Source organism: Flavobacterium panici (genome assembly GCF_024499525.1).
Lineage (GTDB): Bacteria > Bacteroidota > Bacteroidia > Flavobacteriales > Flavobacteriaceae > Flavobacterium > Flavobacterium panici.
The window spans coordinates 5,389,549-5,412,300 of the sequence record NZ_CP100437.1 but is presented as its reverse complement, the minus strand read 5'-3'; the positions used below and the strand labels follow the sequence as shown (position 1 = coordinate 5,412,300).

Annotated in this window: 20 protein-coding genes and 3 tRNA genes; 15 read left to right on the top strand and 8 right to left on the bottom strand. The window is 34.5% G+C overall.

The window, feature by feature from the left end:
- Nucleotides 1–40: 40 nt before the first annotated feature.
- The 4 genes from NLJ00_RS22535 to NLJ00_RS22520 form a co-directional block, all read right to left on the bottom strand.
- Nucleotides 41–1,018: a zinc-dependent alcohol dehydrogenase family protein gene (locus NLJ00_RS22535; protein ID WP_256635488.1), complete on the bottom strand. Its 978-nt coding sequence runs from the start codon at nt 1,016–1,018 to the stop codon at nt 41–43.
- 12 nt (nt 1,019–1,030) lie between these two features.
- Entirely contained in the window at nt 1,031–1,309 is a 279-nt protein-coding gene (locus NLJ00_RS22530; RefSeq protein ID WP_256635487.1) for a putative quinol monooxygenase, read from the bottom strand.
- A 2-nt stretch (nt 1,310–1,311) separates the two neighbouring features.
- Nucleotides 1,312–1,917 (bottom strand): NAD(P)H-dependent oxidoreductase, encoded by a 606-nt coding sequence (locus NLJ00_RS22525; protein ID WP_256635486.1) that lies wholly within the window; start codon nt 1,915–1,917, stop codon nt 1,312–1,314.
- A 377-nt stretch (nt 1,918–2,294) separates the two neighbouring features.
- Nucleotides 2,295–3,281 carry an aldo/keto reductase gene (locus NLJ00_RS22520; RefSeq protein WP_256635485.1) on the bottom strand — a complete coding sequence of 329 codons (987 nt, stop codon included), beginning with the start codon at nt 3,279–3,281 and terminating at the stop codon, nt 2,295–2,297.
- A 119-nt stretch (nt 3,282–3,400) separates the two neighbouring features.
- Here NLJ00_RS22520 and NLJ00_RS22515 point away from each other — a divergent pair, with 119 nt between their 5' ends.
- The gene (locus tag NLJ00_RS22515; RefSeq protein ID WP_256635484.1) at nt 3,401–4,246 is read left to right on the top strand and encodes an AraC family transcriptional regulator; all 846 of its coding nucleotides are present in this window, start codon (nt 3,401–3,403) and stop codon (nt 4,244–4,246) included.
- A 94-nt stretch (nt 4,247–4,340) separates the two neighbouring features.
- Here the strand turns inward: NLJ00_RS22515 and NLJ00_RS22510 are convergent, their stop codons facing one another.
- The gene (locus NLJ00_RS22510) at nt 4,341–5,102 is read right to left on the bottom strand and encodes a C40 family peptidase (protein ID WP_180858779.1); all 762 of its coding nucleotides are present in this window, start codon (nt 5,100–5,102) and stop codon (nt 4,341–4,343) included.
- Between the two features lie 66 nt (nt 5,103–5,168).
- The gene (locus NLJ00_RS22505) at nt 5,169–6,347 is read right to left on the bottom strand and encodes an acetyl-CoA C-acyltransferase (protein ID WP_256635483.1); all 1,179 of its coding nucleotides are present in this window, start codon (nt 6,345–6,347) and stop codon (nt 5,169–5,171) included.
- A 240-nt stretch (nt 6,348–6,587) separates the two neighbouring features.
- On the opposite strand from NLJ00_RS22505, the gene NLJ00_RS22500 reads away from it, so the two are divergent.
- The 14 genes from NLJ00_RS22500 (at nt 6,588) to NLJ00_RS22435 (ending at nt 17,934) form a co-directional block, all read left to right on the top strand.
- Nucleotides 6,588–6,671: transfer RNA gene (locus tag NLJ00_RS22500), tRNA-Ser, on the top strand.
- Nucleotides 6,672–6,760: 89 nt separating this feature from the next.
- Nucleotides 6,761–6,835: transfer RNA gene (locus NLJ00_RS22495), tRNA-Pro, on the top strand.
- Nucleotides 6,836–6,869: 34 nt separating this feature from the next.
- Nucleotides 6,870–6,943 (top strand) — tRNA-Arg (locus NLJ00_RS22490).
- Nucleotides 6,944–7,095: 152 nt separating this feature from the next.
- Entirely contained in the window at nt 7,096–7,887 is a 792-nt protein-coding gene (locus NLJ00_RS22485; protein WP_256635482.1) for a Fic family protein, read from the top strand.
- Nucleotides 7,888–7,976: 89 nt separating this feature from the next.
- The gene (locus NLJ00_RS22480; RefSeq protein ID WP_256635481.1) at nt 7,977–8,828 is read left to right on the top strand and encodes an AraC family transcriptional regulator; all 852 of its coding nucleotides are present in this window, start codon (nt 7,977–7,979) and stop codon (nt 8,826–8,828) included.
- Between the two features lie 76 nt (nt 8,829–8,904).
- Complete coding sequence (locus NLJ00_RS22475) at nt 8,905–10,083, top strand: FAD-dependent oxidoreductase (protein WP_256635480.1); 1,179 nt, start codon at nt 8,905–8,907, stop codon at nt 10,081–10,083.
- A 193-nt stretch (nt 10,084–10,276) separates the two neighbouring features.
- Nucleotides 10,277–11,050, top strand: coding sequence for an alpha/beta fold hydrolase (locus NLJ00_RS22470; RefSeq protein ID WP_256635479.1), 774 nt, complete (start codon nt 10,277–10,279; stop codon nt 11,048–11,050).
- A gap of 41 nt (nt 11,051–11,091) precedes the next feature.
- Nucleotides 11,092–11,916 (top strand): alpha/beta fold hydrolase, encoded by an 825-nt coding sequence (locus NLJ00_RS22465; protein WP_256635478.1) that lies wholly within the window; start codon nt 11,092–11,094, stop codon nt 11,914–11,916.
- A gap of 26 nt (nt 11,917–11,942) precedes the next feature.
- A complete protein-coding gene (locus NLJ00_RS22460) occupies nt 11,943–12,740 on the top strand; it encodes an alpha/beta fold hydrolase (protein ID WP_256635477.1) in 798 nt (265 codons plus the stop codon).
- Nucleotides 12,741–12,858: 118 nt separating this feature from the next.
- Entirely contained in the window at nt 12,859–13,725 is an 867-nt protein-coding gene (locus NLJ00_RS22455) for an alpha/beta fold hydrolase (RefSeq protein WP_053470242.1), read from the top strand.
- Nucleotides 13,726–13,988: 263 nt separating this feature from the next.
- Entirely contained in the window at nt 13,989–14,444 is a 456-nt protein-coding gene (locus tag NLJ00_RS22450; protein WP_123924566.1) for a helix-turn-helix transcriptional regulator, read from the top strand.
- Nucleotides 14,445–14,593: 149 nt separating this feature from the next.
- On the top strand, nt 14,594–15,175 hold the full coding sequence (locus tag NLJ00_RS22445; protein WP_053470240.1) for a Crp/Fnr family transcriptional regulator: 582 nt from the start codon (nt 14,594–14,596) through the stop codon (nt 15,173–15,175).
- A gap of 35 nt (nt 15,176–15,210) precedes the next feature.
- On the top strand, nt 15,211–16,728 hold the full coding sequence (locus NLJ00_RS22440) for a S10 family peptidase (protein ID WP_256635476.1): 1,518 nt from the start codon (nt 15,211–15,213) through the stop codon (nt 16,726–16,728).
- A 219-nt stretch (nt 16,729–16,947) separates the two neighbouring features.
- Nucleotides 16,948–17,934 (top strand): YheT family hydrolase, encoded by a 987-nt coding sequence (locus tag NLJ00_RS22435; protein ID WP_180858767.1) that lies wholly within the window; start codon nt 16,948–16,950, stop codon nt 17,932–17,934.
- Here NLJ00_RS22435 and NLJ00_RS22430 read toward each other — a convergent pair.
- Nucleotides 17,931–18,725 (bottom strand): 4'-phosphopantetheinyl transferase family protein, encoded by a 795-nt coding sequence (locus NLJ00_RS22430; RefSeq protein ID WP_256635475.1) that lies wholly within the window; start codon nt 18,723–18,725, stop codon nt 17,931–17,933. The two genes, NLJ00_RS22435 and NLJ00_RS22430, sit on opposite strands and share 4 nt — an antisense overlap.
- Complete coding sequence (locus tag NLJ00_RS22425) at nt 18,712–22,719, bottom strand: non-ribosomal peptide synthetase (protein ID WP_256635474.1); 4,008 nt, start codon at nt 22,717–22,719, stop codon at nt 18,712–18,714. Before NLJ00_RS22425 ends, NLJ00_RS22430 begins: the two co-directional genes overlap by 14 nt.
- Nucleotides 22,720–22,752: the final 33 nt, after the last annotated feature.

The window sequence follows — 22,752 nt, the reverse complement described above, 5'->3', positions numbered from 1 at the left end:
AATTAATTCGTGAAAATTAGTGTAATTCGTGACAAAAAACTTAAATAATATCTACAACAATTTTTCCAATTGCAGAACCGTCGCTTACAGCTTTGTGAGCTTCCATTGCATTGTCTAAAGTGAATTCTCTAGGATCAATTAATGGTTTTAGTTTTCCTTCTTCAATTAATTTTGTTGTTTCTTTTAAGATATCTCCATGATGTTTACGGTTTTCGTTGCCAATCATTGGACGTAAAACGAAAACACCGTGAATACTTGCATTATGAAGTGAACTTGTTGCCAATGTATGAGTTCCGAAAGCATAACAGCTGCTAATTTGCCCATAATGACGAATGGCTTTAAATGAATCGTCAAGAGACTGACCTCCAAGGGTATCGTAAATAACATCAAAACCTTTTCCGTTTGTGTATTGATTTACATAATCTTCAACGGGTGTGTTTTTATCAATCGAGGTTGCTCCATACGATTTTACAATTTCTGCTTTTTGAGAAGAAACGGTTGCATAAACATCGGCACCAAAAATTTTGGCAAGCTGTACGACCATGTGACCAACGCCGCCAGCTCCGGCGTGAACCAAAACTTTGTCACCTTTTTGGACTTTCGCTCTGTCAATTAAACCTTCCCAGGCTGTAAGTAAAACCAACGGAATTCCTGCCGCTTCTTTCATGGTTAGGTTTTTTGGTTTTATGGCTAATAAATCTGCATCGACAGCGGTGTATTCTGCTAAAGTTCCTTGTAAACCTAAAACGCCGCCTGCAAGTCCGTAAACTTCGTCACCAACTTTAAATTTTGTTACGCCTTCACCGATTTCTTCAATTACTCCGGCAAGATCTGTTCCTAAAACAGCTGGTAAAACAGGTGATGCATAAGGTGAAAGTCCAAGGCGGATTTTGTTATCGATTGGGTTTACACCACTTGCGTGTATTTTAACTAAAACTTCTCCTTTTTTTGGAGCTGGTTTTTCAATCTCAGTTTTTACGAATTCAGATTCGTATGTATTTGTGAAAAGTGCTTTCATAGTTTTACTTAATTAAAGTATTTGGATTGTTTTGTAAACCTGAATTGGCGCAGAAGTTAAGGCTTCGCTTTTAGCAATAAAGTCTAGTAAATAAGGCTGATTGTTATGAATATCAAGTCCGGCCTGATCTTTCCATTCTTCCCAAATAATGAAAACATTATCGGTGGTGTGAAGATCGTAACGAACGCAGGCTTCTTCTTTTCTGGTTTGTGTAACCAGATTTTGAATCAGGGTTTTAACTTCTTCAATATTTTCTTGTTTACTTTTTATAATTGCAGTGATTGAGATCATGATTATAGGTTTTTAAAGGTTTCTTCTAAATGTTTGGTGTAATTTTCTTTGAAGATGACAATGTTTTCTGCAGTTGCACCTTTTTCAACGTCGTGGAAATGGAAACTGTTTAATTTTTCCATACCTACAAATTTATTCATTTTATGGAAACCAAACATAGCTCCTTGATCTACAGATGTTTCTTCGAAGAATTCTCCAGGAAGTGTAAAGGCTGTTGCAGGTGCGTTCCAACTTGTGGTCAACATATATTTGCGTCCGTGCAGCATTCCGCCAGTTCCGTAATTGATGTCAGGATTTACTCGGCTTCTTCCGTCGCTTTTGTAAATTCCTTTTTGGTGTCCGGCTGTGAAAACGTCGTCGATGTATTTTTTGAAAAGATTTGGTAACTGAAACCACCAAACCGGAGTGTGATATACTACAACATCTGCCCAAACGAATTTTTCTACTTCTTCGTCTAAATCAAAGTTTTGTTTGATGTCGGTTGTTTTAATTTCGAATTTGTTACTGTTTTTTAAGTATTCAATTGTCCAATCGGTAACGGTTTCATTGAATTTTCCGCCTGAATGTGCAAAATTTTGACTTCCGTTGATGATAAATATTTTTTTCATTTTACTTTTTGTTCTGATGAATCTGGGTTGCGTGAGGGATAGGAGCGATATCTCCCGATTTAGAAAAACAAGGCTTTTTAGCCGTAGTTTTTGTTAATCGGGAATTTAGCGGATAGCCCGGCCCTTGGGACACGCCCAAATTCTAATTATTTAAATTTTTGAGATTTATTTTTTAAACACATAGTTCGCAAAGTTTGTCATTCCGAGGAACGAGGAATCGCACTAGAAACTCTATAAAGATTGTCGACAATCTTTGTCGAATCCCGAGTGCGATTCCTCGTTCCTCGGAATGACAAGATTGTGTGGCTATGTTTTTTTAAACAAGTGAAACGCCTTTACCGACAAAGAAAAAACTATGTTTCTATGTGTTTAAAATATTATTTCAGTTTCGAAATTGCCTGATTAATGAATTCCAATTCTGAAGCTGATAAATCGAAATCCATTGTTTTTGCGTTTGAAATCGCTTGTTCTGCGTTTCTTGCTCCAGCTAAAACAATTGTAATTCCTTTTTGTAAAGTTGTCCAGCGCAGCACTAATTGCGAGATTGAAATGTGTTTTGCATTTGCTAATGAACTTAATTCTTCGACCAATGTTTTTACTTTTTGAAGATCAAATTGACCGAAATAACCATTTCTATGATCGTTATCCTTTAATTTACTGTTGGTGAAATATTTTCCGGTTAGCAAACCTCTTTCCATTGGACTGTAAGCAATTATTCCGATGTTTTCCTGAATTGTAAGCGGCACTAAATCAGTTTGAATTGCCTGATTCAGCATACTAAACGGAACTTGATTTGAAGCTAACTGAATTGTTTTTTGCGCTTCTTTAATTTGTGCTTCATTGTAATTACTCACTCCGGCGGCTCTGATTTTTCCTTGTTGAATAAGGATTTCTAAAGCTTCCATAGTTTCCTGAATTGGAGTAGTGGAGTCTGGCCAGTGAATTTGCAGTAAGTCGATATAATCTGTTTGAAGACGTTTTAAGCTTTCTTCAACTTCTTTTATGATGTTGCTTTTTGAAGCGTATTTGTAAATTGGTAATTTTTTTCCGTTGTCGTCGGCATCAAAAAAGAAATCACCTTTTCCATTATTGCTTCCGTCCCAAACCAAACCAAATTTGGTTAACAATTGTACTTTTGAACGATCTTGAGATTTTAAAGCTTCGCCAATCATTTCTTCACTTAAACCAAATCCATAAAAAGGAGCGGTGTCGATTGTGGTTACGCCGTGAGCGATTGATGCGTGAATCGAGTCGATTGAATCTTTCTTTTCGTTTCCGCCCCACATGTTTCCGCCAATCGCAAATGCACCGTAAGTTATAGTTGATAATTCAAGTTCTGAGTTGCCTAATTTTCTATATTCCATGATGTTAAAATTGATGTCTTAAAATTATTTGACAAAATTATACCATTTTTTTAACTGTTAAATTGTATATATTTGTCTTTTTTAGGTATATTTGCGTCCTGAATTAATTGCTGCAGATTATGAAAAAAGAAAATCTATACGAACCGTTTACAGTATCTTTTGAAACATTGAATGAATATCCGGATGTTGGAGATCGTCATAATTTCTTTGAATTGGTTTATATTTTGGGCGGAACGGGAACGCAGTGTATCAACAAAAATATTTTTGAATATGATGCGGGACATATGTTTTTATTGACGCCTGAGGATTGCCATAATTTTACAATTGAAACCGAAACGAAGTTTTTCTTTTTGAGGTTTAATGATATTTATTTGAAGAATTCCAGTCTGCAGAATGAGAATATTCAGCGTTTAGAATATATTCTGCAAAATGCGAATCATCAGCCGGGTTGTATTTTAAAAAATCATGCTGATAAATGTCTGGTAAAAGTGATGGTTGAAGCTATTATTCGTGAACATCAGGATAAAGATGTTTATAATAAGGAATTGATTCAGCAATTAGTAAATACCTTAATTATTATTGTGGCAAGAAATATTGCGAAGTATTTACCGGAGCAGGTAAATATTAATTCTGAAGCCAGAGCAATGGATATTTTGCAATATATTCAAACCAATATTTATTATCCGGAGAAAATTAAAGCGGAATCTATAAGTGATTATTTCGGAATTTCGAATACGTATTTAGGGCGTTATTTTAAGAAACATGCCAGCGAAACGATGCAGCAATATATCAGCAATTATAAAACGAAGTTGATTGAACATCGTTTACAGTTTAGCGATAAGCGTATTAACGAAATTGCGTATGAATTTGGTTTTACGGATGAAAGCCACTTTAATAAATTCTTTAAAAAGCAAAGAGGGAATAGTCCTTCGGAATTTAGAAAGACGATTCGTATTAGTGCGTAAACACGAATTACACGAATTTGCACTAATTTTTTTAGCCACAGATTTCACTGATTAAAAGGATTTTAATTTGTGTTAATTCGTGCAATTTGTGTTTTTAAATAATTTTTTTGATCACACGTAGTTTGTGAGTGTGTTTGTTTAATTCTGGATTGTAAATTCCGGTGTGATCTAAACGGTCAATGCGTACTTTTCCACTTGCGTGAATGATGTAATTATTTTCCATAATGATTCCAACGTGAATGATGTTGCCTTCATCGTTGTCAAAAAAGGCTAAGTCGCCAACTTCACTTTCTTCAATAAAACTTAAAGATTCGCCTTCGAGTGCTTGTTGAGATGCATCGCGATGAATTTTATATCCGTTTAGTTTGTAAACCATTTGTGTAAAACCAGAACAATCGATTCCGAATGGTGTTTTTCCGCCCCATAAATACGGTGCGTTTAAATACATGAAAGCGGTATTTATCAACGCGCTTTTTGGTTTTATGCCGCTAGTTTTTGTTCCTTCAAAATCAAAATTAGAAGTATTGATTTCGCTATTGTTCAGAAAAGATAAAGATGCTCCAAGCGGAATTGGAAGTAATAGGTTGTTTGGTGCAGTGATGTAGTCAATCAAATCTGCATTCAAAATAATGGCTTCTTTACTTAACTGATTGTACTGCTCCTGAGAAATTATCTGATATTGTTTAGAATCTACCCAGCCTATATAATCATCAAACTGAATTTTTATTCGTGCCCATTGATTTTGGCGTTCTAAAATTTCGATGTGTTCGCCAAACAAAAGCTGTGTAACGATTTCACTTCTGTCACTAGGCTCAGATCGAACGGGTACTATGGCAAGATTGCAGATTCCGAACATTTAGATAATGTATTAGTTAAAAATTAGGAGTTATTAATTTCTAATAACTCCTAATGAAATATTATTTTAAGCTCTTTCGATAACAATTGCAGATGCGCCGCCGCCGCCATTGCAAATTGCAGCAGCTCCGGTTTTAGCATTGTTTTGTTCTAAAACGTTTAGTAAAGTTACGATAATACGAGCTCCTGAACAACCAAGAGGATGTCCTAATGAAACAGCACCACCGTTTACGTTTACTTTATTGTTATCAAGATTTAAGATTTTTGAATTGGCAAGACCAACAACTGAGAATGCTTCGTTGAATTCGAAATAATCAACATCGCCAATTGCGATTCCTGCTTTGTCTAAAGCTTTTGGTAACGCTTTTGCCGGACTTGTAGTAAACCATTTTGGTTCTTGTGCAGCATCGGCATAACCTTTTATGTAAGCTAAAGGTTTTAAACCTAAAGCATTTGCTTTTTCTTCAGACATTAAAACTAAAGCAGCAGCTCCATCATTGATTGTTGAAGCATTTGCAGCAGTAACTGTTCCGTCTTTTGTGAAAACAGCACTTAACGAAGGGATTTTATCCAATTTTACATTGGTGTATTCTTCATCTTTAGAAACAATAATTGGTTCGCCGCGTCTCTGTGGCACTTCAACAGGAACAACTTCATTGTCAAATTTTCCGGCATCCCAGGCTTTTGCGCTTCTTTCATAAGATTGAATGGCGAAATTATCCTGTTCTTCACGGCTGATGTTGTATTCAGTTGCACATAAATCAGCGCAAACTCCCATTGCGTTGTTATCGTAAGCATCTGTCAAACCATCTTTTTGCATTCCGTCGAGCATTGTTGCAGGACCAAATTTGTTTCCGGCACGCATTTGTACATAGTGTGGAATTAAGCTCATGCTTTCCATTCCGCCGGCAACTACAATTTCTGTATCACCGCAAGCGATTGCCTGTGCGCCAAACATTACAGCTTTCATTCCAGAGGCGCAAACTTTGTTTACTGTTGTGGCAGCAACTTCGTTTGATAATCCTGCAAATAGGGCAGCCTGACGAGCCGGAGCTTGTCCAACACCTGCCTGGATCACGTTCCCCATGAAAACTTCATCAACTAATTTTGGGTCTAGGTTAATTTTTGAAAGGGCTCCTTTTATGGCAGCAGCTCCTAATTGTGGTGCGGGTACGGTAGATAACCCTCCCATGAAACTTCCGATAGGTGTTCTAACGGCAGAAACGATAACAACTCTTTTGTTCATTTTCTGTTTAATATTAGTTAATGTAGCAAATTTACTCTTTATTTGAATAAATTCAAATTTTGCGTCAATTGGAATGGATTTTAAATTGAATATGAATTTTTTGTTAATTCTATTCGTTTGATTGTGAAGTGTTTTAGAGAAAAGATTAAAAAAACTTAAAAAAAAGCGAAAAAATAGTTGTGAGAAATGGAATGTTGTCTTACATTTGCAACCGCAAAACAGAACACGTTTCTTGAGCTTGGAGAGGTGCCAGAGCGGTAATGGAGCAGATTGCTAATCTGTCGACGGGTAACCGTCGCCAGGGTTCGAGTCCCTGTCTCTCCGCTTAATTTTTGCCACGGGGTGTAGCGTAGCCCGGTTATCGTGTCCCGATTGAGATCGGGAAGACCACAGATACAAATCTATGTCTAATTCGGGGTGTAGCGTAGCCCGGTTATCGCGCCTGCTTTGGGAGCAGGAGGCCGCAGGTTCGAATCCTGCCACCCCGACTAAAACTTTAGGCGATAAAGTTTTAAAACAAATGGACGCATAGCTCAGCTGGATAGAGCACCTGCCTTCTAAGCAGGCGGTCGAAGGTTCGAATCCTTCTGCGTTCACGAAAAGCCACTCATATCGAGTGGCTTTTTTGTTTTTATACAATCTAGTCAATTTTTATAAAATTTTACTTTATACTCCTGTTTTTCGGTAACTTATTTATTTTATTGGTTTTAGTATTGTATTTTTATACTGCAAATTAAAATCTTAACCAATGGAATCTCTTATAATAAAATATAAAAGTTTAGGAATAGCTGATGTATTGCATTATGAGAAATTCAATTTAATTTCCATAAGTCATCACTCTACAAAAATTGAGGGCTCTACTTTAACAGAATTAGAAACTCAAATTCTGTTAGATGATGGTTTAACACCAAAAGGCAAACCTGTTAATGATACTTTAATGGTTACAGACCATTTTAAGGCATTGCATTTTATTGTTGATAAAGCAAGAAATAAGACAGCTGTTACAACAGAGTTAATAAAAGATATTAATTCTTATGTAATGAAAAGTACAGGAGGAATCTATAATACTATTTTGGGAGAAATTGATGCGAGTAAAGGAATGTTCCGAAAAGGAAATGTTACCGCTGGAGTTTCTTATTTTCCAAATTATGATAAGGTTGAAAGACTGACTAATGAATTGGTTTTATCTATCAATTCAAAAATGAATACTGATTTATCAATAGATGAAAAATTAAATTTATCTTTTGATGCACATTTTAATCTTGTAAGCATTCATCCGTTTTATGATGGAAACGGAAGAACTTCCCGTTTGCTTATGAATTATATTCAGGCTTTTTATGACCTTCCGTTGGCTATTGTAAATAGCGAAGATAAACAAGAATATATACAGGCTTTGATTGACACAAGAGAGAAAGAAGATATTGAGATTTTTAGGAACTTTATGAAAAATCAATATGAACGTTATCTTTTAAATGAAATAAAAAAGTTCGAGGACAGCTTTTCATCAAAATCAAATAAGGGATTTAGTTTTCTGTTTTAAGAACATATTTAAACTCTTAATGAAGGCGGTCAAAGGTTCGAATCCTTCTGCTTTTATTTCTTTATTTAACGGATGAAATATATAAATTTATGAAGTTAAAATCCATTCCTATAAATGCCCTGCCTTCAGAAATTAGTACAGCAGTAATCATTGGAAGATCTTCATTTAATGGATCTCCTAATTCTAAAGAAGTAGAAAGATCTCATCGGGATGGCGGTTATACGTTTATTCTTCAGGAAAAAGGAATTACTAATATCGAAATTGATTTCCGAAAACAGAAAATAAAAGGACCTGCAGTAATTTTTATTCATCCAAATCAGGTACACCGTGTGATTTCATTTGAAGATGCTGTGATTACCAGCTGGATAATTTCAGTTGAAAATATTCACCCTGAGTACTTAAAAATATTAGAAGATTTAACTCCTGTAAATATCTTGTCGTTAACAGAAGATGTTTTATTTATCATTGAAGAAACTGCATCGATATGTATTAAAATTTCAAATAGAAGAGAGGAAAAAATGTACGCTTCCATTTTAAAAGAAAGCTGTAACACATTAATGACATTAGTGATTTCGCAATATTTAGCAGAATCTAAACCTGCTGAAAAGTATTCAAGGTTTGAGGTTGTTACTAAGAGTTTTAAGAAAATTCTTGAGCTTAATTTTACAACCATTAAAAGTCCAAGTGCTTATGCAGATATTCTCAACATATCTACACCTTATTTAAATGAATGCCTTAAAACGGCAACGGGTTATTCTGTTTCTTATCACATACAGCAGCGTGTTATGCTGGAAGCGAAACGATTACTGTATCATTCTGATAAATCCATAAAAGAAATTGCCACAGATTTAGGCTATGATGATTATTCTTATTTTACCAGACTATTTTCTAAAATTGTACAAATGACTCCATTGGCATTTCGAAATAAAAACTTTGAATAGTCCTATACTTACTATGTATTGTCATTGTCACTGCTTTTATAATATTATTCCTTTGTATGGAATAAAATAGAGAAAAATGGAAAGAATAAATGAAGTTAATCTTTTAAAGGATAAAAAAGTAGCAATATTAGGCGGAGGCCCTGGCGGTTTAACTTTGGCTCGTCTTTTACAATTAAAAGGAGTAGAAGTGAAGGTGTATGAAAGAGACTTTAATAAAGAATCTCGTGTACAGGGAGCAATTGTTGATTTGCATTTTGATTCAGGTTTGAAAGTAATGGCAGCTGCCGGATTACTGGATTCTTTTAAAGACGTTTATATGCATGGTGCAGATAAATATCGAATGGTTGATAAGAATGCCAATATTTATATTGATGAAGATAATAATGCCGGTGACGATTTTACTAATGAAAATTTTAGGCCAGAAATTGACAGGGGAATATTAAGAAACTTATTGATAGATAATCTTTTACCAGATACAGTTATTTGGGACAGTCATTTTGTGAGCATGGATCAGGTTAATAATTCCTGGGAATTGAAGTTTAAAAATGGAAGCACAGCCTTTGCGGATATTGTAATTGGATCAGATGGGCATCTTTCAAAAATTCGTCCATACGTAACAAATATTCAGTCATTATATTCGGGTGCAACTATTATACAGGGCGAAATTGAAAACCCTGAAACAGAATGCCCTGATATTTATAATTTAGTTGACAATGCAAATCTTCTAGCAATGGATATTGGCAAAACTATAGCAGCACAGCCTATGGCAAGTGGAGGCTTAACTTTTTACGCTGCATCTCTATATCCTGAAAATTGGGTCAAAACAAGTGGTATAAATTTTAATAATCCGGATGATGTATATGTTTATCTGGTTAAATATTATGAAGATTGGAACCCTATATTTTTTACGTTGTTTAAAGCTTGTAAAAAATTTGTCATCAGACCTTTAAATTATTTTCCGTTAGATCAGAACTGGGAAGCTAAACCAAATGTAACTTTAATTGGAGATGCTGCTCATTTGATGCCTCCATCAGGAGAAGGTGTCAATACTGCTATGTTGGATGCCCTTGATTTATGCGAATGCTTATGCAACGGAGAATTTCCCGATTTAAAAACTGCGATTGCTAATTATGAAGAACGTATGAGATCAAGAGCGGCTGTTCTTGGGAAAGAAGCTATTGATGGCATAAAAGATTTTGCCTCACCTTCTGCTGAATCGATTAAGGAATTAGTAGAGTTGTTTAAATCAGAATAAATCAGTCAGAATATAATAAAAAAGCCTGTAAAGCTTAACTTTACAGGCTTTTTTTATGGCTAGAATCCTGTAGTCTAAAACTTTTATTTTTAAATCATAATAAAAAAACAGGCATAATTTCATTACTTGTCACAAGACAAGTGCCACAGGTTTTATTCGCTCTTTCTTTGCATAGTATTAAACAAATAATATTATGGAAACCGAAAAAACAAACACACAGAACGAATTAAATTCTTCATCATCAAAAAGTAAAAACACAATTGTAATTGTTCACGGAGCATGGTCATCTGCTAATGACTGGCATCATGTTGCGGGTTATCTTAACTCTCCAGAAAACAATTTAATTATTGTAAATCTTCCTGGTCACGGTACTGACCAAACTCCTGTATCGAATATCAGTTTACAACTTTATGTGTACGAGGTTTTAAAAGCTATTGGCAGCACAACAGACGTTACCCTTGTAGGTCACAGTTTTGGCGGAATAGTAGTAAGTGAAGTAGCAGAGCTGATTGCTCCGCAAATAAAAAAACTAATTTACATTGCTGCTTTTGTTCCTCAAAATGGAGACAGTTTACTGTCACTTGCACAAATGGATTCAGAAAGTCACGTAGGTAAAAATCTTATTGTAGATGAGCAAGTAGGAGTTGCCTCTATAACTAAAGAAGCAATTACAGATGTTTTTCTAGCCGATGCCCCAAAACCAGTTGCAGAATATGTAACTAATAATCTACGACCAGAACCTTTAGCTCCATTGTCTACTCCGGTGACATTAACTGATGCTAATTTCGGTAAAGTTTCTAAGGTATATGTTCACAGTCAAAATGATCATACTATTGGCTATTCACTTCAGCAAAAAATGGTTGCAGATGCAGGAATCTTAAGAACTTACTCACTTCCTTCAAGTCACACTCCATTTATAGTATTTCCTCAAATACTATCCTCAATTATAGCCTTAGAAGCTAAGTAAAACACATTTCACAACATAAATAACATTTAAAAATTACAATCATGAAAAAATTCAAATTGATTCAATTCGTCATGGCCGTATGTGTCATAATATTATCATCTTGTTCAAATGATGATGCACAGCCACAGCCTGAAAAACCTAAAAATTATGTACTCGTTCATGGCGCATGGCAGGCTCCCTTTGTATGGCAGGCAGTTAAAACTAATCTGGAAAAAAAAGGAAACAAAGTAGTTGTTGTCGAATTACCGGGCCATGGCGCTGACCAAACTCCTCCAAGCCAAATAACGCTGGACGTTTATAAAGAAAAAGTAATAAACGCACTTTCAACAATAGACGGGAAAGTAATTTTGGTAGGTCATAGTTTGGGCGGTATGATAATTTCTTCTGTCGCAGAAGCTATGCCTGAGAAAATTGAAAAACTGGTATATGTTGCCGCTTATTTACCGGTTTCAGGCCAAACATTAGATCAGTTGGCACACATGGATCCTGATTCTCAACTTGGAATCACTGGCAATCTAATTTTTCATTATGATCAGGGTATTGTAGATGTAAAAGAGGACCAGATCGTTAATCTTTTTATTCAGGATGGTGCTCCGGAAATTCAAAACCTTGTGTTGAAAAATTACAGAACAGAACCTTTAACTCCATTTATTAATCCTGTAATGCTTACTGACAAAAATTTTGGATCAGTTAAAAAAGTATACATCAAAACTTTACAGGATCATGTTGTGTCACCGTATTTACAAAACAAAATGATTGCAGCTGGCAAAGTTGAATCTGTATACGAAATAAATACAGGACATAGCCCATTCCTTTCAAAACCAGACGATTTATCATCAATCTTAACAAAAATAGCATCAAACTAATTATCAACAAATAACAAGTATATATCATGAAAAATTCAATTTTATTAATAGCAATGCTATTGCTTACAACTATTACAGCTTCATCACAAACGAACAAAGCTAAAAACGAAAATACAGTTGTAATCATCCATGGTGCATGGTCGTCATCAAATGATTGGCAGCATGTTTCAGAAGATTTAACTGCTGGTGGAAACTCTGTTATTTCTGTTAACCTTCCTGGACACGGAAGCGATAATACAGCAATTTCAGCAATTAGCTTAAAACTTTATGTTGAAGAGGTTAAAAAAGCTATCGGAAATAAACAAAATATAGTACTTGTTGCGCATAGTTTTGGCGGAATTGTAGCAAGTCAGGTTGCAGAAGACATTGCGCCTCAAATAAAAAAAGTAGTTTACATTGCGGCTTACGTACCAAAAAATGGAGAAAGCTTATTGTCTCTTGCGCAAACTGATGGGGAAAGCCATGTTGGAAAAAATCTTATTGTAGATGAGAAAGCTGGAATTGCGAGCATCAAAAAAGAGGGTATTGCTGATGTTTTCCTTGCAGATGCTCCTAAGCAAGTAGCAGATTATGTAAGCAATAATTTAAAACCAGAGCCATTAGCTCCTTTAGCTACTCCGGTAACTTTGACTGAGGGCAGATTTGGAAAAATCAATAAAGTATTTGTTTACACTTTAAATGACCATACAATAGGTTATACGCTTCAGCAAAAAATGACAAAAGATGCAGGTATAGAAAGATTATATGCTCTTCCGTCAAGCCACACGCCTTTCATCATGTTCCCACATGTTTTGGCTCAAATCATTGCTGTAGAAACAAAATAAATCTAGTTTAAATTAAATAGCACAGGTAAGAATCATTGTTAGTCAATAACAAACTTGAATTAAACTTTCAACACTCAACAGTAATTCTTACTTCAATTATAAATAATATCTAAAACAAATGGAAACAAAAGAAAATATTTTAGCATTGGGTGAATTCACTCATAAAACAGCGCCGACAAAATCTATAAACGTAAATGGAGCCGATTTTACTTACCGCTCTTTTGGAAAGAAAGAAGGCATACCAGTTATCTTTTTACAACACTTTACCGGAAACATGGACAATTGGGATCCTGAAGTTACAAATGCAATTGCGAGTAACTATCCGGTAATATTATTTAACAACAGAGGTGTTGGTAGTTCAAACGGGACTACTCCTGAAAATGTATCGGATATGGCGAAAGATGCTGTAGATTTTATCCGTGCTTTGGGTTACAACAAAGTTAATATTTTAGGTTTTTCTCTTGGTGGTTTTATAGGGCAGGAGATAGCGGCAAATTATCCGGAATTGGTGAATAAACTTATATTGGCAGGTACAGGATCGATAGGAGGAAAAGCAATTGCGCAACTGGAGTCGCATTTAGAAAAAGCTTTTGTTGATGGACCAGACAGAGTATTGATTAATCTTTTTTTCAGCAAAACGCCAAGCAGTATCAAAGCAGGTGAAGCTTTCTTAGAAAGATTATCTGAAAGAAAAATAGACAGAGATTCACCAACGAGTCAGGATACAATTGCAAGTCAGGCGAAAGCTATTATAAACTATGGTTTAGCAACAGATGAAAACAACACACAGCTTAAAGCTATTAAGCAGCCTGTGCTTATTGTTAATGGAAATCAAGATAATATGGTCGATTCGATCAATTCTTATATAATGCTTCAGAATATTCAGAATGCAAAATTAGTACTTTGGAGTGATTCAGGTCATGGCGGGATTTTTCAGTATTCTAAAGATTTTTCTCAGGAAGTAAATTCATTCTTATTGAATTAAAATCAAATTGAAGTATATAATTTATAAATAAAAACCGGTTGCTGGGCTATTGTTTTGAGATGATGGTAGAAGAAATGGCAGCAGTAACCGGTTTAAAAAAAACAATAAACGATTGGTTTATGCAATTGCAAAAAGAACATAAATTTTGTTATTCAATAAATATAATAATCTTAGTCATTTCTATACTTCTGATCCTGATACAAAGACAAAAAAAGCTAACAGCCCAAAGGAGAAATCTGGAACTTGAAAAGCAAATTAGTGAAATGAATAATGAAAGGGAATTACTCAAAAAAGAAATTGAATTGAGAAACAGGAAGCTTTCTGCGAGAGCATTATATCTTTCGGGCAGAAATCAGCTTATCAATAATTTGATTATGTCTATAGAAAATATTCCAAAACTTTCAAAAATCTCCACTTTGGATATTCATATTAAACATTTAAAAGATTATTTAAAAAGCGATAATGAATGGGAAACATTTGTTTTTCATTTTGAAGAAGTAAATCCCGGTTTTCTGGCAAGACTTCGAAAACTGCATCCTGCATTAACCTCAAATGATATGCGCTATATTGCTTATATCTATATGAATTTAACGACTAAAGAGATTTCAAATCTGTTGAGTATAACAATATATGCAAGTAAAAAAAGAAAAGAGAGAATTATTTCGAAGATAAAACTTCCTAATGATATAACTTTATACTCTTATCTCTCAAATATTTAGAAAAAATGTCTCTCATTTGTCCCTTAATAGTGTCTTTTTTTTCAGGTGATTTGAGATTGTGTTTTATCTAATTATTAGGTAATTGATTATTTTTGACCTGCAACGGTCTTGTAAAGAAGCTGTTGAGTATAATATTAACTAAGAAACCAATGGACAAACAAGGACTAAAAAATTACATCATAAAAAATTTACCATTTCCAGACCGTACTTTAGATGAGGTGGTAGAATTTTTTGAAGAAATTACTGTTGAAAAAAATGAATTTTTTCTGAGAGAAGGAAAAATAAATGAACATTATTTCTTTTTGCAGAGCGGTTTTATGAGAGCGTTTACACATGATATTGATGGAAATGAAATCACTACAAATTTTTATCAAAAAGATAGTGTGGTATTTGAAGTGTCGTCATTTTACTTAAAAACCAAATCATCTGAGAATATACAAGCGGTTACAGATTGCAGAGGTTTTGCCATCAGTTATGATCAATTAAACGCATTACTGCATACGGTTCCTGAGTTTAGGGCTTATGGAGTAAAAATGCTGGCTAAAGAATATATGATGTTTAAAAAACGTGCGCTGGAATTAATTAATCTTAGTGGTGAAGCCCGATATGAAAATCTTATTACAACCAATAAAGAAGTATTTCAATTTGCCCAGCTCAAACAAATCGCTTCTTACCTAAATGTTACCGATACATCATTAAGTAGAATTAGACGGGAATTTTCAAAAAAATAAATCGAATTTTGTTACTCATTTAAATAAATTATTTCATGCCAAATATTGCGAGATTCTTTCTAATCACTTTTTTTTCTTTAGTGTCATTATCCCTTTTTAGTCAGGAAAATGGAAAGGAAGAAATGATTAAAAAACCGCTTTTCTTCAGTACAAAACATACTATCGATATTAACGGAAAACCTTTAAATTTTACAGCAATAGCAGATGAAATATTTCTTAAAAATGATGATAATAAAGTTATAGCAAGCGTATTTAGTTTTTCCTATATAAAACAAAATAAAAATAAAGAAAACAGACCTGTCGTTTTTGTATTCAATGGCGGTCCGGGATCGTCCTCTATTTGGCTGCATCTGAGCAGTATTGCACCGTGGAAAGTAAAATTAATTCCAGAAATTAATTCTTCGAACATACCTCCATTTGGATTAGAAAGTAATACAGATTGTCTGCTCGACGTAGCAGATTTAGTTTTTATTGATCCCGTCGGAACTGGTTTTAGCCGTATTATTTCTCCCGGTACGCCACAAGATTTTTATGGAGTAGATCAGGATGCAGAATCGATGGCTCAATTTATAGAAAAGTGGCTGATAAAAAATAATAGATGGAATTCTCCAAAGTTTCTTATTGGGGAAAGTTATGGAAGTCAGCGAGTTTCAGTTCTTCCAAGAGCACTTATGGGCGGAGTAACCTATTCTGGTGTAATGAGAGGCATAACATTAAACGGAATTATTATGTTGGGAACTACGCTGGAATCTCCTTTAAAAAAGTTAACAACGGATGCAAAATTAGAAAGAGCAGCATCATTACTTCCCACTTTAGCAAAAACGGCCTGGTATTATAATAAAATAGATAAAACATTATCTTATGCAGAGTTTCAAAAAGAAGTTTCAGCATTTGCAGAAAAAGAGTATTTGAATGCTCTTTTACTGGACAATCAGCAAAAACTTTCGGTAACAGAAAGAAGTGATATAATTGATAAACTTTGCAAATACACAGGATTGTCAAAAGATTTTTTTTCTTCAACTCTTGAAATAGCTCCAAAAATTTTTGCAGACAGTCTTTTGTCGAAAGAAAATTTACAAATTGGATTATACGATACAAGATACAATCTTCCGCTGGTACATTCTGGTAATGATCCGGTTGCAGATGATCCGGCAATGGGAAGATACGTTCCCGGATATACGGCTGCATTTAGAACATTGTTAATTTCAAAATTAAACATTGATATTCAGGATCCGTATAAAACTATTGACTGGAAAAATATTTCGTTTCAATGGCAATGGGCACGAAAAGAAACCAAAGAAGGCCCTGATTTTACCGACGATTTAAATGTTGTTTTACGCAGAACTCCAAATTTAAAAGTATTTATAGCGTGCGGAAGTTATGATTTAGCTACGCCCATAGGTTATGCTAAAAAAACGACCGAAAAAGCAAAATTTTCTCCAGACAGAGTTATTTTTAAAGAATATGAATCGGGTCATATGTTGTATTTAGGAAATACCGGAAAATTATTTAGCGATGATTTACGATCGTTTATTTTAAGCTGCTCAAAATGAAATTGATAAAATTTTAAAAGTTTGGATTTGATAACTTAAATTCACAAAAAGAAACACTCAAATCGAGTGTTTTTTATTTTTTAATACTTGTAAACACGAGATTGTTTCCGTTATATTTCTTTTAATATTTTTTCATTTTAATAAAATAAAAAAAGAAAGTTTTTAATTACATATTGATACATTTCTTAGATTTGTATAACCACTCAAAAACTTTTAATCATGCCGGTAATTGAACAATCAGAATATAATTTTCCTTCTATTATTCATCGCAACAGGCACGTTTCGACTATTTATGCTGCGTTGTTTAAAAAGTTTGATGTTCCAGGATATACAAGAGAAAAACTGGAATTGAATGACGGTGATTTTATCAACATCGATTTTATTATAAATGATCCTAAAAAAGCAGTAATTCTGTGTCATGGTTTAGAAGGAGATTCCCGAAGAACTTATAATAATAGCTGTGCGGCTTATTTTCAACAGAAAGGGTTTTCAGTTTTCGCATGGAATAATCGCACTTGCGGAGGAGAAATGAACCGTTTGCCAAGATTGTACCATCACGGAGCAGTTGATGATTTGGATGAGGTAGTTCAGTTTGTTTTGCGAAAAGGATTTGAAGATGTTTATATGATTGGATATTCAATGGGAGGTGTTCAGCTTCTGAATTATTTTGGATGGACAAAAATCGATGAGCGTATAAAAGCAGGAGTTTCTATTTCTGTGCCAACGCATATAGCAACAAGCGCCGAGATATTGAAACAAGGCTTTAACAGAGTGTATTTAAAGAACTTTACAATCGATATTAAGAAAAAACTAAAATACAAAGCAGCGCAATTTCCTGATTTTATAAACCGTGATCAAATTGATAAAATTACTTCTTTTGATGAGGTTGATCAGTATTTTACTGCACCACTTCATGGTTTTGCAAGCCGTGACGATTATTATCAGCAAGTTTCTCCTGAATTTTCACTTAAAAATATTACTACTCCGGTCTTAATTATTAATTCTTTAGATGATCCATTTTTAGGTGAAAGATGTTATCCAAGAGCCATAGCGCAAGAAAGCGAATATGTTTATTTGGAAACACCAAAGTATGGCGGACACTGTGCTTTTCCGCTGCGAAACTCAACCTATTCTTATGCAGAAAAAAGAGCTTATAAGTTTTTTAAATCTTATAAAACTGCAGAAAATATTAAAACAGAATATTAGTAATTTCTTTTTTGGGTCATTTCCAGTAAATTTTCCATACTATCAGGAATCATATATAATAACAAATTGTCTGAAGTTGTTGGAAGCCCTTCATAGGAAACTGCGCCCAGATACTGCTCGGCAAAATCGAAACTATATACCTGCCAGTTCTGGGTGTTTTTTACCAGTTTAAATTCTAAATTGTGCTGTCCGTCTGTGCAGGGAATATATTTAAAATCTTCATCAATTCCTTTTCCTAATGCTTTTACAAAAGCTTCTTTGCGTGTCCATAACGTATAAAAAGTGGTTTTTTTATCATCAGCATTCTGAATCAATAACCTTTCGTGATCGTCGAAAATATCCGGAAGCAGGTTTGTGAATTTAAAATCTTTAGATAAAAATTCAATATCCAGCCCCACTTTTTTATGTGAAACCGCTATCGCCGCATAATCTTCCGAATGCGAGATATTGAAGTGCAGCCACGGGTGTGAGGCTAGATATGGTTTTTTATTAAAGTCATAATCAAGATGAATATTTTTTATATCTGATTTAGTGTAAGCTCCTAAAATAAGTTTTAAAATCGATCTGTATATAATGAATCGGTCCCGGTCAATTTCCTTATAAAAGCGTTTTGCTTTTTTGAGTTCAGGAGAATTTAGAAACTGCGATAAATTAGATTTAAGTTCAATGAAACTGGGCAGATAAATACTATATATGATAATATCACTAGTATCTAAAGAATATTCTTTACCAGAAACCAATGTAGCGCCCTTTATATCCGAAAAAGAGATAAAGAGCTTAGATGTTTTCATTTTTTTCATCTAAGATGTCTTGAAGTAATCTCGCTAAAAATATATCATTTGGCGGGGCTACAATGTCTAAATGATTTCCAGAGATATTATGAATGGTTACGCCTCCCAGCGCAGCTTTTTTCCAGCCAAGATGTGTTGGGTCAAGTCTGTAATTAATGTCATCTTTAGATCGAAATAAATCAACTTCAAAGTTTTGCGGTTTAAGGTGATAACGATCCACAATTTTTTTAACCATGCTGTCGGCTTCAATAAATTCTTTTAGCGCCAGTTCTTCCTGTTCGGTCATTTCATCTTTTTTACCAAAATGCCTTTTCAGGATATATTCTTTTTTGCCATTAATACGCATTTTAAAAGCTTTCCAGCTCAATAACATTTCCTTTAAAAAATCTAATCTTCTATGTGTAATATCAAAGTATCTAACGAGTTGTTTACGTCTGTAACTTCCGTAATAATAAGAAGAATCCACATACGAATCCAATAATGCCGTTAAGCTTACTTTTCGTCCTTGTTCCTTTAATTGGCGCGTCATTTCGAAAGCTACAATTCCGCCAAAAGAAAAGCCTGCCAAAGCATAAGGCCCTTTTGGGTTTACTTTTATAATAGCATCAATATAATGCGCAGCCATAGCTTCAATGGATTCGTACCATCCGTCAAAACCTTTAGGCTTAATACCCTGAATGGCATAAATAGGCTGATCTTCATCAAAATGTTTACTCAAATTGACAAAATTTAAAACATTAAGTCCTGCTCCGTGAATGATAAAAAGAGGCACTTTATGTCCACTTGGACTTATCGGAACCAAACAATCAGAATAAATTTCGGTACCCGTATTCAACAGTTTCGCAAATTTCTCAACAGTCGAATATTTAAATAATGCTGATAGCGGAATTCGTTTTCCGGTATATTTCTCTATTTCGATCATGACTTTTACTCCCTTAATAGAATGTCCGCCCATTTCGAAGAAATCACTAAAAATATCGATATTTTCTAAACCAAGGCTTTCTTTCCAAATAGCCGCTACAATACTTTCTTCTTCTGTGCGAGGAGTAGTATATTCAATTATTTTGCTTGTTTTATATTGAGATAATGCTTTACGATCTATTTTGCCGTTTAGCGTTGTTGGTATTTTCTCCAATAAATTAAAATCATGCGGCATTAATTGCGCAGGTAAGCGTGCAGCCAAAGTTTCGCGCCATAAAGGGATTTGAATTTCAGCGTCTTCTATACTGGAATCTGGGACAACATGAGCTACAAGAAAGTTTTCATTAGCCAATACAACAGCATATTTTATACCGTCAAGCTGCAGCAATGCGTGTTCTACCTCACCGGGTTCAATACGTTGTCCTCTAATTTTAACCTGTTGATCCAGACGCCCTAAACATTCGATTTCATTGGTTGGAAGTAGTCTTCCTAAATCGCCTGTACGATAAATGATGTTGTCTTTATTAATAGAAAAACTATTTTTAATAAATTTTTCTGATGTAAGTTCAGGTCTGTTCCAATAGCCTTTTGCAACGCCATCTCCGCCAATGGCAATTTCACCAATTTTTCCCGGAGCCGCAAGCTGTCCTTGTTCATCAATGATGTAAAGTTGTGTATTGGCAATAGGTTTACCAATAGTGATTAAAGTATCATCAGCTTTTACCTGTTTTACAGCCGAATATATAGTGGTTTCCGTTGGTCCATAAACATTCCACAGCGTATTACATTTACTTGTAAGTTCTTTGGCAAGATCTGCAGGCATTGCCTCACCGCCGCATAAAGCCTTAAGCGGTAAAGATTCATCCCAGCCAGAATCTAAAAGCATCGACCATGTTGTGGGAGTAGCTTGCAGAAAACTGATATTTCCCTTTTTTACTAATTCAAGTAAAAGTCGTCCATCTCTCGCAGTTTCCTGATCTGCAAGTATTAAGGTTGCGCCTTTAAGGAGCGGCAAATATAGTTCCAGACCCGCAATGTCAAAAGATATAGTAGTAATCGAAAGCAATCTGTCATTTTTACTAATACCGGGCTCTAAAGCCATACTGCAAAGTAAGTTAACCAAGTTTTTATGAGTAATAGGAACACCTTTTGGATTTCCTGTTGATCCAGAGGTGTAAAGGATATACGCCATATTATCCGGACTCACAACAGAAGACAATGGTGATGCATCATAATGGTTTAAGGATTCCATAGCATCTTCTATAAAAAGTGTAAGCGGCCATGATGGTAAGGATGCAAATAATGTTTTACTGGTCAATAAAACTTTTGCTCCAGAATCATTCAGCATAAATTCCAAACGTCCTTTTGGATATTCAGGATCGAGTGGAAGATAAGCCGCACCGCACTGCATTATGGCTAACAAAGTATAAAGCAGTTCCGGACTGCGCGAAACAGAAACCGCAATAATATCTCCGGACTGAACGCCTTGTGCTTTTAAATAATGAGCTAATTGATTTACTTTTTGATGTAATTCGAGATAAGTAGTTTTTGTTTCATGAAATTCTAAGGCGATATTGTTTGGCGTAAGTTCGGCTTGTTTTTTAAATAATTCGGTTAAGGAAACATCCGGATAAGATACTTCAGTATTATTCAGAGCTTCATAATCAGCTAAATAATGACTTCCAAGGATGTCTGATAAAGGCTTATCTGCACCAGTTATTAATTTATGGATGATATCTTCAAAGGTTTGCATCATTTGATTGATCGTTTCCGGCTTGAATAAAGTGGTATTATAAGACCATTGAAATATAGGTCCTTTTTTGGTTCTAAAAATATGAAGCTGAATTTCAAAAGTTGCATATCCTCTAGGATTAACTGTAAGTTCATGAGAAAGACCGGCATATGAAAATTCACTTTCTATATCCTGATTCATATCAACGGTTAATACAGCTGGCACCAAAGGAATTCTGGAAGAATCTCTGGCAATAGCCAAACTTTTAAGAAGATGACCAAAACTTACCTGCTGATGTTCGTAGGCATCAAATAACTGTGAATTTCTTTGTTTTAAGTATTCTAAGAAAGTAATATCAGGATTAATTTTACTGCGCAAAGGAAGCAAATTCGCACAATCTCCAACCAATTGTTTCATATCGTATAATGTATTTCCCGAAGAAGGAAACCCAACAACTAAATCATTTTGACCCGTGATTTTGTATAAAAAAACTTCAAATGCGGCAAGCAGCGTAGTCACTAAACTGCAATTAGCACTTATTCCTATATTTTTTAAAGAATCGGTCATCGTATTATCATAAGGAAAATCAATACGATTACTATTATAAGTTCGCAAAGAAGGTCTTGGATAATCCAGCGGTAATTCGATTGTAGGAGTCGATTCTTTATAAATAGTAAGCCAAAAATTTTCCTGCTGTTTGTATTCATTTGTTTCCATAAATGAATTTGCTTTTTCGGCATATTCACTAAAACGTTCCGGATTTGGCAGGTTTGGTTTTTTATTTTCAACATAAGCAGAATAAAGCATACTAAGTTCTTCTAATATAATATCGACACTTAGTCCGTCTCCAACAATATGATGAATGGTTAAGGTTACCAGATATTCAAATTCATCAATTTTAATCAAATTAATTCTGAATAACGGGCCGTTAACAAGATCAAAAAGTCCATTTACTTCTTCTTTAACCAAAGTTTCTATTGTAAGTTCTTTTTCAGCTGTATCAAGGTCTGAAAAATTATTATGTGAAATTTTAAAATCAATATCGCTGTAAATACACATATAGCGTCCGTCTGGACTAAAAGCAGATCTCAAGCCTTCATGACGCTGAATTAATGTTTTTACGGCCTGCTCAAATGTGTCTATTATTAAGTTGCCTTTCAATTTAATAGAAACAGACAAGTTGTACGCTTTATTAGCATCACTGCCTCCAAAAATACAATCTGACCATATTTCCTGCTGCGAATTTGTGGTTTGAATTACTCTTTCAATTTCAGGTAAAAACGGATTAAATTGAACTTCAGTTTCAGTTTTTATTTGAGATTTATTTTTCATTGTTATCATAATTCTATTTTTAAAAGTAATTGCACAGTTTTT

Coding starts and splice junctions, on each gene's coding strand:
- NLJ00_RS22510 (WP_180858779.1), bottom strand. CDS start 5,102: ATGTTCGGAATCTGCAATCTTGCCATAGTACCCGTTCGATCTGAGCCT.
- NLJ00_RS22525 (WP_256635486.1), bottom strand. CDS start 1,917: ATGAAAAAAATATTTATCATCAACGGAAGTCAAAATTTTGCACATTCA.
- NLJ00_RS22520 (WP_256635485.1), bottom strand. CDS start 3,281: ATGGAATATAGAAAATTAGGCAACTCAGAACTTGAATTATCAACTATA.
- NLJ00_RS22505 (WP_256635483.1), bottom strand. CDS start 6,347: ATGAACAAAAGAGTTGTTATCGTTTCTGCCGTTAGAACACCTATCGGA.
- NLJ00_RS22455 (WP_053470242.1), top strand. CDS start 12,859: ATGGAAACAAAAGAAAATATTTTAGCATTGGGTGAATTCACTCATAAA.
- NLJ00_RS22465 (WP_256635478.1), top strand. CDS start 11,092: ATGAAAAAATTCAAATTGATTCAATTCGTCATGGCCGTATGTGTCATA.
- NLJ00_RS22445 (WP_053470240.1), top strand. CDS start 14,594: ATGGACAAACAAGGACTAAAAAATTACATCATAAAAAATTTACCATTT.
- NLJ00_RS22440 (WP_256635476.1), top strand. CDS start 15,211: ATGCCAAATATTGCGAGATTCTTTCTAATCACTTTTTTTTCTTTAGTG.
- NLJ00_RS22475 (WP_256635480.1), top strand. CDS start 8,905: ATGGAAAGAATAAATGAAGTTAATCTTTTAAAGGATAAAAAAGTAGCA.
- NLJ00_RS22430 (WP_256635475.1), bottom strand. CDS start 18,725: ATGAAAACATCTAAGCTCTTTATCTCTTTTTCGGATATAAAGGGCGCT.
- NLJ00_RS22515 (WP_256635484.1), top strand. CDS start 3,401: ATGAAAAAAGAAAATCTATACGAACCGTTTACAGTATCTTTTGAAACA.
- NLJ00_RS22435 (WP_180858767.1), top strand. CDS start 16,948: ATGCCGGTAATTGAACAATCAGAATATAATTTTCCTTCTATTATTCAT.
- NLJ00_RS22460 (WP_256635477.1), top strand. CDS start 11,943: ATGAAAAATTCAATTTTATTAATAGCAATGCTATTGCTTACAACTATT.
- NLJ00_RS22450 (WP_123924566.1), top strand. CDS start 13,989: ATGAATAATGAAAGGGAATTACTCAAAAAAGAAATTGAATTGAGAAAC.
- NLJ00_RS22485 (WP_256635482.1), top strand. CDS start 7,096: ATGGAATCTCTTATAATAAAATATAAAAGTTTAGGAATAGCTGATGTA.
- NLJ00_RS22480 (WP_256635481.1), top strand. CDS start 7,977: ATGAAGTTAAAATCCATTCCTATAAATGCCCTGCCTTCAGAAATTAGT.
- NLJ00_RS22530 (WP_256635487.1), bottom strand. CDS start 1,309: ATGATCTCAATCACTGCAATTATAAAAAGTAAACAAGAAAATATTGAA.
- NLJ00_RS22470 (WP_256635479.1), top strand. CDS start 10,277: ATGGAAACCGAAAAAACAAACACACAGAACGAATTAAATTCTTCATCA.
- NLJ00_RS22425 (WP_256635474.1), bottom strand. CDS start 22,719: ATGATAACAATGAAAAATAAATCTCAAATAAAAACTGAAACTGAAGTT.
- NLJ00_RS22535 (WP_256635488.1), bottom strand. CDS start 1,018: ATGAAAGCACTTTTCACAAATACATACGAATCTGAATTCGTAAAAACT.